This window comes from Nitrogeniibacter aestuarii (genome assembly GCF_017309585.1).
In the GTDB taxonomy this organism is placed as follows: domain Bacteria; phylum Pseudomonadota; class Gammaproteobacteria; order Burkholderiales; family Rhodocyclaceae; genus Nitrogeniibacter; species Nitrogeniibacter aestuarii.
On sequence record NZ_CP071321.1, the window covers coordinates 3,441,187 to 3,458,279 of the forward strand.

Below are 17,093 nucleotides of genomic sequence, written 5' to 3' on the forward strand. Positions count from 1 at the left end.
GGCGTCTTTACAGGCGCCAGACCCGTGCGCCGGTTTTCGCCAGCGCTTCGCGGTCATAGAACGACTTGACGTCGACAAACACACCGCCCGCTTCGAGCTTGCCGGTCAGTTCGTCCATCGACATCCGGGCATATTCGGTGTGCGCAACAGCTGCAACGATGGCGCCCGCCTTGGGCAGTGCGTCCCAATCGACCAGCGACACGCCATATTCGTGCTCGGCTTCGCCCGATTCGGCCACGGGGTCGTGAACAATGACGTTGCAGCCGTAGCTTTGCAGTTCGTGAATGACGTCGATCACCTTGCTGTTGCGCAGGTCGGGGCAGTTTTCCTTGAAGGTCAGGCCCAGCACGATCACGTTACAGCCCTTGATGTTCTGTCCGGCGTTGATCATCTGCTTGACCGTCTGCTCGGCCACGTACTTGCCCATGGTGTCATTGATACGACGGCCGGCGAGGATCACCTGAGGGTGATGGCCCAGCATTTCCGCCTTGTGCGTCAGATAGTAAGGGTCGACACCGATGCAGTGCCCGCCGACCAGACCCGGACGGAAGGGCAGGAAGTTCCACTTGGTACCGGCCGCTTCAAGCACGTCGACGGTGTCGATGCCCACCTTGTGGAAGATCACCGCCAACTCGTTCATGAGCGCAATGTTCAGGTCACGCTGAGTATTTTCAATCACCTTGGCCGCTTCAGCCACCTTGATGGTCGCCGCCGGATACACGCCTGCGGTGATTACTGCGCCGTACATTTCCTCAACCTTCTTCAGGGTCTCGGGCGTATCACCGGAGACCACCTTGACGATCTTGGTGACCGTACGCTCCTTGTCGCCCGGGTTGATGCGCTCCGGTGAATAGCCGACAAAGAAGTCTTTCTTCCAGGTCTTGCCAGACACTTTTTCAAGAATCGGGATACAGACTTCTTCCGTCGCTCCTGGGTAGACCGTGCTCTCATAGACCACGATGGCACCCTGCTTGAGATGCTTGCCAACGGTCTCGGAGGATTTTTCCAGCGGGGTCAGATCAGGTTGATGGGCCTCATCGACCGGGGTCGGCACGGCCACGACAATGAAATCGGCTTCGGCAATGCGGGCCGGGTCAGTCGAACAATCGAGCAGCGTCGCTGCGGCGAGGTCTTCTCGACTGACTTCGCCCGTCGGGTCGTAGCCATCACGGTAGGCGGCCACCTTGGCTTCAGAGAGGTCAAAGCCGACGGTTTTGTACTTCTTGCCAAATTCAACAGCCAGCGGAAGGCCAACGTAGCCCAGGCCAATGACAGCAACGGTAGTAGTCACGTTCTTCAATCCTATTGGAAAAATGCGTCGATTCTTATTGCAAATTCGAGTGCGTCACAAGGATGCACGAAGTTTAGTCGTCTCAGCCCGGACCGGGCTATCCGGCGGCAGTTCGCTTTCAAGCCTGTCGATCACGCGCTCGGCTTCTGCCTTCTTTGCAGCCTTGGCGTAGGCCTTGGCCAGATTGAGCCGAATGGCGGTCGCCTTTGGGTCGATATCGAGCGCTCGCAGCAGATTGCCTATACCCGCCTCGAAATCACCCTTCTCGACCTGGATCATCCCCAGTGTGTCGAGTACGGCGGGATTCGATGGCGCCAGGGCAAAGGCCTTTTGCGCATACTCGATCGCTTTCGGATCCTCGGTTTGCTGTGCAATCCAGGCCAGATTGTTGATGGCCGATACGTTTTCCGGTTTTTCTTCCAGCAGCGCTTCGTACAACTGGCGCGCTTCGGCGTAATCGTTTCGGCCAAGCGCCTGTTCGGCGGCGTAGGCCTTGACGATCAGATCCTTAGGGTGCTCTGCCATCCAGCTGCGCAAACCTTTATCAGCCTCGGCCGACTTGCCAGCAGCCCGCTGGAGCTTGTGCAGAGTGATCGCCGCGACCGTGTTAGGCTGAATCTCCAACGCCTTTCGCAATACGGCGATCCCCGGCTCAAGCTTGCCCTGCTTGCCCAGAACATCTGCCTCCAGAAGATAGGCGTACAGCGATTCGGCCTTTCCGTTCTGCTGCTTTCGCAACATCGGCAGCACTTCGCTGAAACGATCTTTCGAGATCAACAACTTGGCGTATTCGGAGTTGGCAGCCTGACTCTCCGGCTCGAGTTCAAGAGCACTCTTGAGCGCCCGCTCAGCGCCAACATCGTCTCCATTGCGCCGCATGGCGATGGCCAGATCAGTCAGCGCCTTGGGATCGTTTCGACGCTGGTCGACCCGCGCCTGAAGGACGGAAACGCCTTCCTCGAAATCACCGTTGGCGACCAGCATGCGGCCGAGCACAGCGAGCACGATCGGATTCTGGGGCGCAACGGTCTGGGCATCACGAACAACCGCCAGGGCACCACGCTTGTCGCCCTGCGCCAGCATCCACTGCGCAAAGGCCATGCGCGGCAGAATCGCTTCGGGCTCGACCCGCGTCACTTTGTCGTAATAGCGGCGAATAGCGTCAGGATCACCATCGTTGAGAATCTCGAAATCGAGCACGGTTGAAATGATATCCGCGCGTTCGGGCGCCTTTTCGTACAGGGTCTGATACACCTTGCGGGCGCCATCGACATCCTGATTCTTCAAATGAATGCGGACAAGGTTCTTGGCCGCCGGCAAGAAGGTTGGATCGACCTCAAGCGCGTCGTTGAATGCTTTTTCGGCAGCGGCATAGTCGCCAATCGCCAGCATCACACCGCCACGGAGGTTCCTCGTCAGCGCCGAATCGGGAAACTTCTTCTCAAGCACAGCCTGGGCGGCCACGGCATCGTCGAACCGCTGGGACCTGAGCAAGGTGGTCACCCGGGCGAAATCGGCATAGCCACGACCCTCATCCATGGCGCTGGCGGCTGCCAGATCCTCAAGCCCTTGGTCAAGCTCGCCAGCCGCGAGGCGAGTAATCCCCAGACGCGTCATGGCACCGGCATCCTCCGGGGCTTTTTCGACGACCTGCGAGAAGTATCCGGCAGCTTTGTCGAAATCACCTGAAAGCAGGGCCACCTGACCGGCAAGACGCAAAGTGTCGGGCGTCAGCGGCGCGGCACTGAGCACTTTAGACAATTCGTCGTTTGCACGCTTGGCATCGCGCTGGGCGATGTACGACATCACCAGAAGGCGGCGCGCCTGAAAGTTGTCCGGATTTGCCTCAAGCACCCGGTTCAGATTGGTCTGTGCCTGGAGCTGATCACCGAGGCGCAAGAAGATGGAACCGGCCAGCAGACGGCCTTGTGTGAAATCGGGAGCGACCCGCACCACTTCCTGAACCAGATCGCGCGCGGCTTCGGCATTACCGTCCAGCAATTCCAACGCAGCCATGAGATAGTTGCGTATTGGCGTTTTTCCGACGGCCGCTTCGAGCTTTGCAACGACTTTACGAGCCTCCTCGACCTTCCCCATCCGGACGAGATTCGTGGCCAGGGTGAGATAGGCGCCCTGATTCTTCGGGTCGATTTCGATGACCCGGCTCAGATCGGCCAACCCTGCATCACGTTCGCCTTTGGCCATCAACAACACCGAACGCATCGACAGTAGTGCCGCATTGTCAGGTGAAATTTCCAGCGCCTTGTTCACAGCCGCCATGGCTTCATCGGGCTTGCCCTGCAATCCGAGCACACGCACCGTCCCGACGAGGGCGTAGCTATTTTCAGGATCAAGGGCGAGTGCATTGCGGTAGCGCTGGTTGGCCAGATCGATGTCTTTGGTAAAGACGGCATCGCCCAAGGCAGCGAGCACCTGAGCCTGATCTTTCGGATCGGGCAGCTTTGTCTCGCCGAATTGCTCGACGACCTTGTCGTTCTCGCCGACGGAGACCAGCGCGCGAGCGTACATGGGGACAAGTCCGGCACTTTCGTAGCCCAACCGGCTCGCGATGCCCAACTCTTTCTCCGCGTTGACCATTTCGCCACGCTCGAAGTAGATCTTGCCCAGCAGGAAACGCGCCTCAGCGTGAGAGCCCTCTTCCTGCAACACGTTTTTCAACTGAATGACGGCCGCAGGGTAGTCGCCTTCGGCGATGAATCCACGCGCTGAGGCAATCATCTCATCGGGAGATGCGCCACATCCGGACAGCAACAGACCGGAGAGCAGAAACGGCAGGATTCGGCGCGAGAACACATGCTCGCGAGCATTCGAAAGCTTCATCAATTTCAGACTTCCTTTTTGATTCCGTATCGGTTCATGAGGTCATAAAGCGTGGGGCGACTGATACCCAACACCTCTGCAGCTCGAGCCACATTGCCATTGACGCGTGACATGGCCGCGGCGATGGCGGTACTTTCGGCTGCCTCCCGGACCTGTCTCAGATTCAGTGCGCCGAGGTTGTCCTCACCGGACTCCAGACCCAGATCATCTGCCGTAATGCGATTTCCATCAGCCATGATGACCGCGCGCTTGAGACTGTTTTCCAACTCACGCACGTTGCCAGGCCAGCGATGGGCCTCGATGGCAGAAACAGCATCGTCGGACAGGCGCATTGAGCCACGCCCGTTTTCTTCAGAGAATCTCTGCACGAAAGCATGCGCCAGCAATACCGCATCTCCGGGCCGGTCACGCAGCGGCGGAATCTCGATGACAATTTCCGCCAGGCGATAGTAAAGGTCTTCGCGGAACTGCCCGCTTTCGATCAAGCGCGGCAGATTCTGATGGGTTGCACACACCACCCGAACATCGACCGGGATCTCTTTCCGGCCGCCAATGCGTTCGATCACCCGCTCCTGCAAGAAGCGCAGTAGCTTGGCCTGCAACGGCATGGGCAGATCGCCGATTTCGTCCAGGAAAAGCGTGCCGGTGTCTGCTGTCTCGATCTTGCCCAGCGTCTGTTTCACCGCACCGGTGAACGCGCCTTTCTCGTAACCGAACAGTTCGGCTTCGAGCAGGGTGTCGGGAATTGCTGCACAGTTAATGGCCACGAACGGTGCCGAAGAACGGTTGGACAGCGAGTGCACGCCCCGGGCCAGCACTTCTTTCCCTGTGCCGCTCTCGCCGAGCAGCGCCACGGTCACGTTATTGGCTGAAGCGACCTTCTCCACCGTACGGCACACCTTGAGCATGCCGGCATCACGGGTCAGAACACCGTCAAGGGGCGAGCCGCTCTCGGTCTTCAGACGCTGGTTCTCACGCTGCAGATCGAACAACCGAAACGCCCGATCGATGGTCAGTGTCAGCAACTCGGGCTCAAACGGTTTGGCGTAGAAGTCATATGCCCCCATGCCGACGGCTCTGACCGCGTTTTCACGGTCGTGCTGCCCAGTAAGCACGATTACCTTCGTGTCCGGCGCCAGCGCGAGCATCTCCTGCAGAAGCGCAAAGCCTTCCGTGACGCCATCGGGATCCGGCGGTAGGCCGAGATCCATCGTCACCACAGGCGGTTCGTGGCGACGCAACTGCGCGATGGCGCTTTCGCGATCGCTCGCCAGCACCGTCTCGAAATCACCGAAGGCCCAGCGCATCTGCTTTTGCAGCGCGGGATCGTCTTCGACAACCATCAAGGTCCGTTGTTTTTCGCTCATTCTTCCATTTGCGGCTCCGCCGCAGGCGTTTGTGTGACCTCGGAAAACAGTAGTGTCATCGTGGTACCAACGCCAGGTGCGCTGTCGACCACAATCTCTCCCCCCAGTGACAGCAAATACTGCCGGGCCTCGAACACCCCGATGCCCATCCCGCTCGACTTGGTCGTCTGAAACGGTTTGAAGAGCTGATGCCGGACGAATTCCGGCGTCATCCCGCACCCTGTGTCGGTCACCCGGACCACTGCCTTGCCGGCGCTATCCTGCGCCAAGCATGCCACCACCATACCATCGTCGTCAGTGGCGTCGAGGGCATTTTGCACAACATGCCCTATGACCCTCTCAAGCCGCTCCGGATTGGCTTTGACCCATAGCGGCTCGCTCTCGATCTCGAGCGACAGAAGCGGCCGATCATGGGATTTCGACTTGCGAATCCGGCGCAGAATATCGCCCAGCTCCACCGGCTTATCCCGGTCAATGGCACTCTTTTTCTGCAGCTGCATCATCAGATGCCGCATCTTCTGCTCGACATGAGCCACGGTCTCGAGCATGTCCGCCTGAAACTCGGGATTATCCTTGTGACGTTCTGCGTTCTTCAGCATGAGCGACAGCTGGGCAACAAGGTTCTTGAGATCGTGAACCACAAAGGCGGACATGCGGTTGAATGCATCGAACTTTCGCGCCTCGATCAGCGCCTCTGCCACCTGCATCCGGGCCAGGTAACTGGCCGCCTGACGCTGGGCCGTCTTGAGCAGATCGAGCACCTCCCAGTTGATGTCGAAGGGTGTGCGCGGCGACAGAAGGACGACAAACCCGATCAGTGCATCGCCCGAAATCAGCGGCACAACGAGCCATGCGTCATCGATGCCGTACAGCCACGACGGCAACTTGAAACCTTCGTAGGTACGCGGGCGCATCCGGTATTCCTCCAGATTCAGCACCCAGCCATGCTTTTCCATGAAGACGCAGGCAGGATCGTCCGCAGGCACCGCGATGTCGCAATCGGGCATGTTGAGCCGCGCCTTGACTCGCATGGTGCCATCGCCATCGGCCAGCCAAAGAGCCCCGCCAGCACTTTCCACCAGATCGGCAAGCGCGGCGATGGTCACCTGACTCAGGTCGTGCTCTTCGCCTGCATCCAGCGCGTTGGTGAATTTGAGCCACTCGGCACGGTAGTCGTAGCGATAGGGAAAAAGATGCTTGTTGATGAAGACACGCAGCCGGGCGCGCTGCGCGCCTGAAAACACGACCACACCGAAAGCGAGCAGACCAAAGAACAGCAAGGCCAGCTGCAGGGCACGCCCCCACTCCCCCCCGAAGTAGCGGACGTAATATCCCGCGCCCGCCACCAGCAACAGATAGGCGCCAGAGGCGGCCAGCGCGGTGGTGTGAAACGCCAGTTCGCGGGAAACGGCCAGCCTGATCGACCAACCAGGGACCCGCGCCGCGCTCGCTGCAATCAGTGGCAGCACCAGCGCATGCGCACTCCCCCGGATCGCCCAGGCATCCGGGTCGATCTGACCGAAAAGAAAGGCATCGGCGAACAGGTAGATATCGAAAACGGCGCTTGCACCGAGCGCCAGACACAGCGGCTTGAGCCCCCATCGGGACTCGGCTGGCAGGGTGCGATAGAGGTGCTCGGCGAGCACCAGCATGTAGATGCCGGAGAGGAGCTGGAGAAGAATGCTGTTCTGCGCTCCGTTGCCCAGAATCCCGACGCCGCTCATGTCGATGAACACCGTGAGCATGCGCCCCCCGATCAGGGCGATCGTCATCAGTGCCGGCCAGCGCCTGTGCCGCACGTCAATCTGTCGGATCAGCTGGAGAACGAACCAGAACCAGGCGGCTTCACGGGCGATACCGGTCAGGACCGTCGCCAGTGAGGCATACGGCACGCCGCTGGCAAACAGGGCACTGGAGCCGCACCAGAACGCACTGGCCATGAGCGCCGCCAGCAGCGCGCCACCCGCACCACGCCCCCGCTGTGCAGCCAGGACATAAAGACCGAACAGGAAAAACGCAATGGCCGCCAGGGCGTATCCCCAGACGGCCAGCTGAGCGGTGTCAGATATCATCGTTCAACGAATGAGCGCAAACGCGAGGGCAAGCCACGTGGTGTTTACTGCGCACCCTCTCCCGTCAACACGACGCGAACCGTTTCAGCCAGGACCACCAGATCCAGCAGCAAGGTGTGATTCTTGACGTAGTACAGGTCGTACTGCAGTTTTTGCACCGCATCGTCCACCGACGCACCGTACTGGTAGCGAACCTGAGCCCAGCCCGTCACACCCGGCTTGACGCAGTGGCGAACCGCGTAGAACGGAATCTCGGCGGTCAGCTGATCCACAAAATACGGGCGCTCGGGGCGCGGGCCCACGAGACTCATGTCGCCGATGAGCACATTGAACAGCTGGGGCAATTCATCGATACGCAGCTTGCGGATCAGCCGGCCGATCCGCGTCGTGCGGTCGTCATTGGCCGAAGCCCACTTGGGCTTGCCGTCTTTTTCGGCGTCGGTGCGCATGCTGCGGAATTTGGTCACCTTGAACTGGCGGCCATTCTGGCCGACGCGGATCTGGCGATAGAACACCGGCCCGCGATCCTCGATCACGATCGCCAGCGCGGTAACAAGCATGACCGGCAGCGCAAGCACCAGCAAAATAAACGACGCCACCAGATCGAAGAAGCGCTTGACCACGGTTCTCATGAGCCCCTGGCGGAAGCCCTCTCCATAGATCAGCCAGCTGGCGCGCAGCGAATCGATCCGGACCTGGCCACGGGCACGCTCGTAAAACGATGACAGATCGAATACGCGAACACCGCGCATCTTGCAATCGAGCAATTCGCGCAGCGGCAGCACACCGCCACGACGCTCCCGAACCGCGACAATGATCTCGTTCACACTTTCTTCATCAACGAGATCAAGCAGTTGTCGCCCCTGAAAGACGGATTCATGGGCGACGGTGATCTGCTCGTCGTTGCCGGACGGCATGAAACCCACCAGTTGCATGCCACGCAGTGAAGGATCGCCCAGGGCGGACGCAACCGCTTTGGCTTCATCACCCGTGCCGAAAACGAGCACTCGGCGGCTGAGCATGGCGCTTCGCGGGCCGCGATTGGAAAACGCGCGCATCGCCAGCATGAGCCCCAGCACCATCAAGACAGACATCTCGACAGCCTCGGAAGCAAATTCGCCCCACGGCAGCACACTGAAGACAGCGTAGGCGACAGGAATGCTGACAAACACGCCGACGAGCACGCGTGCGATGACGTCCTTGAAACGCTGCCCCGCAACGGGTCGGTAAAAACCCGTCACCCCGTTGAGCACGACCATGGCCATGGCAAACAGCAGCGCGGACGGCAGCACCGTTCGCCAGGCATCGACCCCCGCCTCCGGTTGAAGTACCACCGCCAGCATGACGCCAACGAACAGGATGAGCACGTCGGAGGCGATCTGAACCAGGGTGTGCGTCGGGAAATAGTGACTGAATATTTTCAGCATCTTTGGACTCCGCGTGGAACCCGGCATTCTATCCGTTTGGCACGCATTAGTATCGTTTGGCATAACGATACCCGACGCATCCAAACGCTCTCGTGATCCACATCACACGGTGACAGCGAGACACCGCAGAAGCAATGGGATTGCCGCCGGAGCCTCCCAAAGAAGTCACAAACAAACGTTTGAGTACCTTGCGCGCATGACGCAGGCGGAACGCACGACTAGAATCGACGGAAAAACACCGTCGTCAGGCATGCTGGCCAGTCGCAACATGCAACGTCGAGACATCGAAACCCAACGTTACAGACAATGCATCAGCCCCCACCGGAAGTCGATACCCTGTCGCCGATTGACAACATCAATACGCGCCTGGTGGATTCCTTTGTCCAGCGCTCCTTGCCCGACATCCTCGCACCACTGCAAGCCACGCTGACACTGCGCATGACGCACCCGTGCCGACTCGCCCTGTTGTGGCTGGACGCGCAGAAAACCCGGATCGCTTCGCGCATCGACGCCAACGGGCATGAGCCCATCAGCGCTGAAAACACGCCCTGCCGCATCGATGAGAGCGTCACTCTGCGCGAATGCCTTGCCCAGGACCGTCCGGCACGGCAACCGAACCTGAAAGACCCGGTGATTGCCTGGCTGGCCAGCGACACCTGCCTGCCGCTCGTCTGCCTGCCCCTGCGCCGGGGCAAGTCGCCACTGGGGTTTCTGGTGATCATGCACCGCGCCAGTCACCCGCTGAATGAAGCCACCGAAAACGAACTGATGACCTGGCTGCCCATGGCAGCTTCGCTGGTGGTGCGGGAGATCGATGCCATCTTCGGCCTGTTCGGTGCGGTCCGCTTTGCGCGCGACTTCACGCTCATGCGTGACACCGAAACCGGTCAGCACCAGTTGCGCCTGGGGGGCTACGCGGGGCTACTTGCCGAGCGGCTGCAAAGCGCTCACGGCCTAGGCGACCGATTTGCCCCCGAAATCGCGCTCTACGCCCCGCTTCACGACATCGGCAAGATTGGCATCCCGGATGAGATTCTGCTCAAACCCGGGAGCTTCGATGCGTCGGAACGGGAAACCATGCAAGCGCATGTCACCAAGGGCTCGGCACTCATCGACCGGCTCATCGACGACTTCGGTCTGACCGAAAATCCACGCATTGACACTTTGCGCAGCATTGTCGCCTTCCATCACGAGTATCTCGACGGCAGCGGCTATCCCGAGGGCCGCATGGGTGACGACATTCCGCTGGCAACACGCATCATCACCGTGTCGGACATCTTCGACGCACTGACCAATGTGCGCGCCTACAAGAAACCCTGGTCAATCGACGAAGCGTTTGACCAGTTGCGCAAGATGGCAGGCAAACAGCTCGACAAGGAATGTGTCGACGCGTTCGTGAGCGAACGCAAGCAGCTCACCTCGTTGTGGAACCACTACGCCGCTCACGGCGTTTGAGGCGGCCTACCCCTGCGCGAGCCGTGCTTGCAGGTCGGTGCAGATGGCCGCAACCGCCTCCGTTGCCTGAGGGAAGAAACCACCCAGGATCGCGAAGCCATGAACCATGCCCGCAAATTCGCGATAGACCACGTCGCAACCTTCAGCGCGACAGCGCTCGGCAAAGGCCGCGACGTCATCCGTGAGCGGATCGCATTGAGCAGTCACAAAGCTCATCGGCGGCAATCCGGCGAGTGACTGGGCATTCATCGGCGAGGCACGCCAGTCTGCGGCCTCACCCCCGGGCAGATAGCGCTCGAAAAACCACTCAAGACTGTCCTTGTCGAGAAAATAGCCCTCGCCGTAGGTCTCGCGACTGGGGCGATCACTCAGTATCTGGGTGCACGGATAGATCAGCACCAGGTGTTTGAGCGCGGGCAGGACCTGCTCGTCGCGACGTTTGAGTGCAACGGCCAGCGTCAGGTTACCCCCCGCGCTATCACCGCCAAGGGCAACCGCGTCCGGCTCAATCTCGAGCAAATCCGCGTTTTCGATACTCCAGTCCACCGCCAGCGCAACATCGAGATAGCCCGCCGGGAACGGATGTTCAGGCGCGAGACGGTAATCTACGGACAGCACCGCAACCGCGGCACCGTTGGCAATCTGGCGACAGAAAACGTCGTAACTTTCCAGATCTCCGATACACCAACCGCCCCCATGGCAGAACACGAACAAGGGCAATCGCTCGCCTGCATGCGCCTGAATGGGGCGATACAGCCGTGCCATCAAGACGCTGCCGTCCGCACGCGGGATCGGCACCTCGGTCACCGACGTGACAGCGGGCGTCTCCGGGCGGAACGCGTAGGCCAGCTTCTGGAACGAGTGACGCGCCTGGCGCTCGTCGAGTTGGGCAAAGCGCGGCGCACCCACGCGGTAAACCATGTCAAGCAGACTTTGGGCTTTGGGGTCGAGCGGCACGCGAGTATCTCCGGGGGGCGGCAGGGGCCGTCAGCGAGCGACGCATCAGGGCCGGAGCGGCGAAACGTGCGCGACGGCGAATCGAGCGGACCGGTCCGGGCCCGCACGTTCGAATCATCAACTGAGCGCGGATTTTACAAGAAGACGGCCGACGTCGGCTTGGCCCCTCGTCGTCCCTTGGCCATGAAACGATCAGCCGATGTCTCGCGCTCCCCCTGATGCAGTCGTCGCGCGCTCCAGCGCGAAAACTCCCGAATGAGCACGAGCGCGAGTTAGCCGGCTGAAAACCGGCCGGATGGGCTCTGCCTCAGTCACCCCCAATTAGACGCGCCGATGGACGAGCGCGAGATCCAGTCGATGGAGATCAAACGAAACTCGCGTCAAACGGCAACCCGACGTAGTTCTCTGCGATGGTCGTCTGACCGGCCGTGGAGCTGAGGAGGTAATCCAGTTCAGCCAGCTGGATCTTGTGGGCAATCGGGTCCTCGCCGAAATCGTGCATCAACTGGGTGAACCACCACGAAAAACGCACGGCGGCCCACACACGACGCAAGGCGGTCTCTGAATATCGATCAAGGAGATCCTCACGGCCCTGCTCGTAGTAGGCAATCAGTGCCGTGGACAGGTAGTACATGTCCGATGCGGCCAGGTTGAGCCCCTTGGCGCCGGTGGGCGGAACGATATGACCGGCGTCCCCGACAAGGAACAGGTGGCCGAAGCGCAAGGGTTCAGCCACGAAGCTGCGCAGCGGGGCGATGCTTTTTTCAATCGAGGGCCCCGTCACCAGCTCGCTGTCCATGGTGGCAGGCAGACGCTTGCCCAACTCGTCCCAGAACCGATCATCCGACCAGTCCTCGACCTTCTCGTTCAGCCCCACTTGCAGGTAATAGCGACTGCGGCTTGTCGAGCGCATCGAACACAGTGCGAAGCCGCGCGGATGGTAGGTGTAGATGAGCTCTTCATGAACGGGCGGCGTGTCGGACAGCAAGCCCAGCCAGCCAAAGGGATACAGCCGCTCGTACTCGGTGATCATCTCGGGGGGCACGGCGGCGCGTGAGGCACCATGGTATCCGTCGCAACCGGCAATCCAGTCGCATTCGACGGTCACGGATTCGCCCTCCTTGTTGAAGGACAGCCGTGGGCTGCCTTCCAGGAACCCCGCCGGCGCCACGTCGGACGCCTCGAATACGATAGTGATATGAGGATCGGTCAGCACGGCGTCGTACAGGTCGCGGGTCAACTCGGTCTGTCCATAGACCATGACCTGTTTGCCGCCGGTCAAGGCCGCCATGTCGATACGTTCCAGGCGTCCATCGAAGGCCAGCACGATGCCATCGTGAAGCAGACCTTCCCGATCCATGCGCTCACCCACGCCGGCCTGGCGCATCAGATCGGCCATCCCCTGCTCGAGGATCCCGGCCCGGATGCGCCCCTCTACGTGCGCGCGTGTCTGTCGTTCGAGGATCACGCTGCGGATGCCGTGCTGGCTCAGCAGGCGCGCCAGACACAGTCCGGAGGGTCCGCCACCGATGATGCCGACTTGCGTTTTCATGTCTCTCTCCACAAAGGGCTGTTGTTTTGGTCAGTCCAGCGTAGCCATCCGAAGGCCTGGTCGCTTGCACTGAGGGGAGAGAACACTTGCACTTTTGAAAACACCGGACATTGCCTAAACTGATGAAAACCCCTTGTCCGAGAGGGCTTCATGCCAAGTCATGCCATTCCGAAATATCAGCTATACGGAGAAAAATCCCTGTGGGTAACCCCGGAGCCCATGCATTTCGAGACAATCCGGGCAAGAAGCGAATTGCATAATTGGGAAATTGACACCCACAGTCACGACGGATTGACCCAGATCTTGCATCTGGCCTCCGGACACGCGCACATGACGCTTGAAACCCGACAGATCGAGCTTTCGCCCCCCTGCCTTGTGCTCATCCCCGCCGGGTGTGTGCATGGCTTTCATTTTTCCCCGGATATCGACGGACACATCATCAGCATTCCGCTGGGCATCCTGAGGGACATGCTGGCCCTGTCGCCAGACCTGCACGCCGCACTGGAGAAGGCGGCGCACCATCCGCTGTCACCGCTGCCGGACGCCCGCGCCTGGCTGTCCCGCTGCATTCGCCAGTTCGGCGTCGAATACCGCAGTCGCGCCGCCGGTCGCCTGAACATGATGACCGCCCTGCTCACCGAAGTTCTCGTCTGGCTTGCCCGTGCCGAGCAGGCCAGCCAGCCCGCCGCTGACAACCGCCAGCACGGGCGTCTGGTCCGCTATCGCCGGCTTATCGACGAGCACTTCCGGGAGTGGCAGCCGGTCGGCTTCTATGCGCAACGTCTGGGGGTCAGCCCGGCACAGCTCAACAACACCTGCCGCTCGGAAACCGGGCAGAGCGCGAAGGCGCTCATCCATGAACGCCTCATGCTCGAAGCACGCCGGCTGCTGGTCTACACCGCCCAGGACATCACCAGCATCGCCCTGACGCTGGGTTTTGAGGATCCGGCCTATTTCACCCGGTTCTTCACTCGCCTGGCGGGGATGTCGCCATCGGCGTTCCGGCGCAGGCACGCGGCCTGAGTGCACCGACACCGGCCACGCTGGCGGCGCCGATGCCCCCTGCCCGATCAGAACTCTTCGGTATCGATCTCGGCCTGCGTGGCCGCGTTGTAGCGAGGCCCGTGGACGGTCTCGCCGTTGATCAACGATCCGGCACGTTCGAGCACCTCATCGGCCAGCGCGAGCTCAGCCGCCGCAATGTTTTCTTCCAGATGCGCGATCGAGGTGGTGCCGGGAATCGGCAGAATATGCGCCCCCTGCGCGAACAACCAGGCCAACGCAAGCTGGGCCGGAGTGCATCCGGCCTCGCGGGCCAGTGCGCAAAAGGCCGGCAGCAAGCTCAGATTGTCTGTCAGCGCCGCGGCCTGAAAACGTGGCATACCCCGGCGAATGTCCTTGGTATCGAGCGCATCGACATCGGAGGCGCTGTGCAGCGCGCCGGCGAGGAAGCCGCGCCCGAGCGGGCTGAACGCCACGAACGCAACCCCCAGGTCACGACAGGACTCAAGCACCGCGATCTCGGGGTTTCGCGTCCACAGCGAATACTCGGTCTGCAGCGCGGTCACCGGATGCACCGCATGCGCCTTGCGCAGGGTCTGCGCCGACACTTCGGACAGGCCGATCGCGCGGATCTTGCCTTCCGTCACCAGGTCAGCCAAGGCCCCCACGCTGTCTTCGATGGGTACCTGACGATCCCAACGGTGCAGGTAATAGAGGTCGATCACGTCGGTCCGCAAGCGCTGCAAGGACGCTTCGCAGGTACTTTTGAGCGTCTCGGGCCGACCGTCGATGACGCGCTTGCCCGCCACGCCGGTCATGCCGCATTTGCTCGCCAGCGTGAAACGGGATCGATGCTCCGCCAGGACCTGCCCGACCAAGGTCTCGTTGGCGCCAAACCCGTAGAGCGCCGCCGTATCGAAGTGGGTCACCCCCAGATCAAGTGCGCGCAGCAACAGCGCGCCCCCCTGTTCGGGCGGCGGGGGCGTCCCGTAGGCGTGACTCAGATTCATGCAGCCCAGCCCCATGGCCGAGACGCTGAACGGACCGAGTGTGCGTTGATGCATGCGCGTGTGCCTCAAGCAATGGAAACAGCGCCCGCCTCAGGCACGGCGCCGTCCGGAGAACCTAAACCGCTCACGCCTCCAGCTGCTGCTCGAGATCGTGAAGGACCCGGTAGCACGGTAGCACGCTGGCCACGCTGGCGTTGGGCTGACGCCCCTCGCGAATGGCCGCGAAAAACTCGCGATCCTGCAGTTCGATACCGTTCATGGAGACATCCACCTTCGACACATCGATCACCTCGTCGCGACCGGTGATCAGATCGTCGTAGCGCGCAATGTAGGTGGCCGTATCGCCGATGTAGCGGAAGAAGGTGCCCAACGGACCGTCATTGTTGAACGACAGGCTCAAGGTGCAGATGGCACCGTTGGCCGCCTTGAGCTGGATGCTCATGTCCATGGCGATGCCCAGTTCGGGATGTTTCGGCCCCTGCACGGCATTGGCCTGAACCACGGGGCTGCCGCACTGGTAGGCAAACAGGTCGACCGTGTGGGCGGCGTGATGCCACAACAGGTGATCGGTCCAGCTGCGCGGCTCGCCCAGGGCGTTCATGTTGGTGCGGCGGAAGAAGTAGGTCTGTACATCCATCTGCTGGATGTTGAATTCCCCGGCCTCGATGCGCTGGTGAACATACTGGTGGCTCGGGTTGAAGCGCCGGGTGTGACCGCACATGGCCACGAGACCGGTCTCCTGCTGCACACGCAGAACATCCTCGCCATCGGCGAGCACGTCGCACAAGGGAATTTCCACCTGAACATGCTTGCCTGCCTGCATGCAGGCGATCGCCTGACGGGCGTGCATCTGCGTCGGGGTGCACAGGATGACGGCGTCGATGTCATCGCGCGCCAGCACCTCATCCAGGTCCGTGGTGGCCTGTTCGATGCCGTACTGGTCAGCCACCGCGCGGGTCTTGTCCAGATCACGGCTGATCAACGCCACCACCTCGACGCCGTCGATATGTTTGATGCCGTCCAGGTGCTTGAGGCCGAAAGCGCCGGCACCGGCCAGCGCGACTCTGATCGTGTTGCTCATTCAGTATCTCCAATGTCGGCGTCACCCTGCGGGAAGCCGCAGGCCGGCATCCGGACGCGGTGACTGATCGACCGCCGATGCCCCGGACTCCGCTGCGCTGCCTTCGGGCGACGTTGCATGTCAGTTGTTCTCCAGAATCAGGTGCCCCACGGCCGTATTGGAGGCCGGCACATGATAGAAACGGTGCTTCACCGTCGGCGCCGGACCGCCGGCCACGTCGGCCATGGCGCCCCGCGCGATCAGCCACATCACCAGTTCGATCCCTTCCGAGCCGGCCTCGCGCACATAGTCGATGTGCGGCATGGCCGACAAAGCCGCCGGGTCAGCGATCAGGCGGTCGAGAAAGTCGTTGTCCCACTCGCGGTTGATGAGGCCGGCACGGGCGCCCTGCAGCTGGTGGCTCATGCCCCCGGTGCCCCAGATCTGCACCTTCAGATCTTCGTCGAACCGTTCCACCGCCTTGCGAATGGCCTTGCCCAGTTCGAAGCAGCGCCGGCCGGAGGGCACCGGGTACTGCACCACGTTGACCGCAAAGGGGATCACCTTGCACGGCCACTGCCCGGGTTGTCCGAACATCAGGGACAGCGGCACGGTCAGGCCGTGGTCCACCACCAGCTTGTTGACGATGGTCAGATCGAAATCATCCTGGATGACACTCTGGGCGATGTGCGCGGCCAGCTCGGGGTGGCCTTCGACATCGGGCACTGGTCGCGGCCCCCAGCCTTCATCCGCCACCGGGTAATGCACACCGGTGCCGATGGCGAAGGTGGGAATCAGATCGAGGCTGAAGGCCGTGGCGTGGTCGTTATAGACCAGAAAGATCACGTCCGGCGTGTTCTCTTCCATCCACTGTTTCGAGTAGTCATACCCGGCGAAGACGTTCTGCCAATAGGGTTCGTCCGCCTTGCCCTGGTCGAGCGCCGCGCCAATGGCCGGCACGTGGGAGGTGTAGACGCTAGCGGTAATGCGGGCCATCAGTGGGTCTCCTGCTGGGCAGCCCCAAGGGCAGCCTCCGCCCCCCGGGGCGGCAGTGAACAA

General features: G+C 61.3%; 12 protein-coding genes. 2 read left to right on the top strand and 10 right to left on the bottom strand.

Going from position 1 to position 17,093, the window contains the following annotated elements; translation table 11 throughout:
* Nucleotides 1-7 precede the first annotated feature (7 nt).
* Genes J0W34_RS16055 through J0W34_RS16075 form a run of 5 tightly spaced genes read right to left on the bottom strand, consistent with a single transcriptional unit; the run spans nt 8 to nt 8,998 of the window.
* Nucleotides 8-1,291 (bottom strand): nucleotide sugar dehydrogenase, encoded by a 1,284-nt coding sequence (locus J0W34_RS16055; protein ID WP_227816444.1) that lies wholly within the window; start codon nt 1,289-1,291, stop codon nt 8-10.
* A gap of 54 nt (nt 1,292-1,345) precedes the next feature.
* Nucleotides 1,346-4,132, bottom strand: a complete 2,787-nt coding sequence (gene prsT, locus J0W34_RS16060) for an XrtA/PEP-CTERM system TPR-repeat protein PrsT (RefSeq protein ID WP_230969448.1) — start codon at nt 4,130-4,132, stop codon at nt 1,346-1,348.
* A gap of 5 nt (nt 4,133-4,137) precedes the next feature.
* Nucleotides 4,138-5,499 (bottom strand): PEP-CTERM-box response regulator transcription factor, encoded by a 1,362-nt coding sequence (gene prsR / locus J0W34_RS16065; RefSeq protein ID WP_230969449.1) that lies wholly within the window; start codon nt 5,497-5,499, stop codon nt 4,138-4,140.
* Nucleotides 5,496-7,571 (bottom strand): XrtA/PEP-CTERM system histidine kinase PrsK, encoded by a 2,076-nt coding sequence (prsK, locus tag J0W34_RS16070; protein WP_230969450.1) that lies wholly within the window; start codon nt 7,569-7,571, stop codon nt 5,496-5,498. The genes prsR and prsK overlap by 4 nt, the downstream gene beginning before the upstream one ends.
* Nucleotides 7,572-7,615: 44 nt before the next feature.
* Nucleotides 7,616-8,998 (bottom strand): TIGR03013 family XrtA/PEP-CTERM system glycosyltransferase, encoded by a 1,383-nt coding sequence (locus J0W34_RS16075; RefSeq protein ID WP_227816440.1) that lies wholly within the window; start codon nt 8,996-8,998, stop codon nt 7,616-7,618.
* A 306-nt stretch (nt 8,999-9,304) separates the two neighbouring features.
* Between J0W34_RS16075 and J0W34_RS16080 the strand changes: the two genes are divergently transcribed.
* Nucleotides 9,305-10,453, top strand: a complete 1,149-nt coding sequence (locus J0W34_RS16080) for an HD-GYP domain-containing protein (protein WP_230969451.1) — start codon at nt 9,305-9,307, stop codon at nt 10,451-10,453.
* 6 nt (nt 10,454-10,459) lie between these two features.
* Here the strand turns inward: J0W34_RS16080 and J0W34_RS16085 are convergent, their stop codons facing one another.
* Both J0W34_RS16085 and pobA read right to left on the bottom strand, forming a co-directional pair.
* The gene (locus tag J0W34_RS16085) at nt 10,460-11,410 is read right to left on the bottom strand and encodes an alpha/beta hydrolase (protein ID WP_230969452.1); all 951 of its coding nucleotides are present in this window, start codon (nt 11,408-11,410) and stop codon (nt 10,460-10,462) included.
* Nucleotides 11,411-11,774: 364 nt separating this feature from the next.
* A complete protein-coding gene (gene pobA / locus J0W34_RS16090; protein WP_230969453.1) occupies nt 11,775-12,962 on the bottom strand; it encodes a 4-hydroxybenzoate 3-monooxygenase in 1,188 nt (395 codons plus the stop codon).
* A 219-nt stretch (nt 12,963-13,181) separates the two neighbouring features.
* Between pobA and J0W34_RS16095 the strand changes: the two genes are divergently transcribed.
* Nucleotides 13,182-13,985, top strand: a complete 804-nt coding sequence (locus J0W34_RS16095; protein WP_230969454.1) for a helix-turn-helix domain-containing protein — start codon at nt 13,182-13,184, stop codon at nt 13,983-13,985.
* 47 nt (nt 13,986-14,032) lie between these two features.
* Here the strand turns inward: J0W34_RS16095 and J0W34_RS16100 are convergent, their stop codons facing one another.
* The 3 genes from J0W34_RS16100 to J0W34_RS16110 all read right to left on the bottom strand — a co-directional run bounded on the left by J0W34_RS16100 (nt 14,033) and on the right by J0W34_RS16110 (nt 17,030).
* On the bottom strand, nt 14,033-15,028 hold the full coding sequence (locus tag J0W34_RS16100; protein WP_230969455.1) for an aldo/keto reductase: 996 nt from the start codon (nt 15,026-15,028) through the stop codon (nt 14,033-14,035).
* Nucleotides 15,029-15,098: 70 nt separating this feature from the next.
* Nucleotides 15,099-16,055: a Gfo/Idh/MocA family oxidoreductase gene (locus J0W34_RS16105; RefSeq protein ID WP_230969456.1), complete on the bottom strand. Its 957-nt coding sequence runs from the start codon at nt 16,053-16,055 to the stop codon at nt 15,099-15,101.
* Between the two features lie 120 nt (nt 16,056-16,175).
* Nucleotides 16,176-17,030: a class III extradiol dioxygenase subunit beta gene (locus J0W34_RS16110; RefSeq protein ID WP_230969457.1), complete on the bottom strand. Its 855-nt coding sequence runs from the start codon at nt 17,028-17,030 to the stop codon at nt 16,176-16,178.
* Between the last annotated feature and the right edge of the window lie 63 nt (nt 17,031-17,093).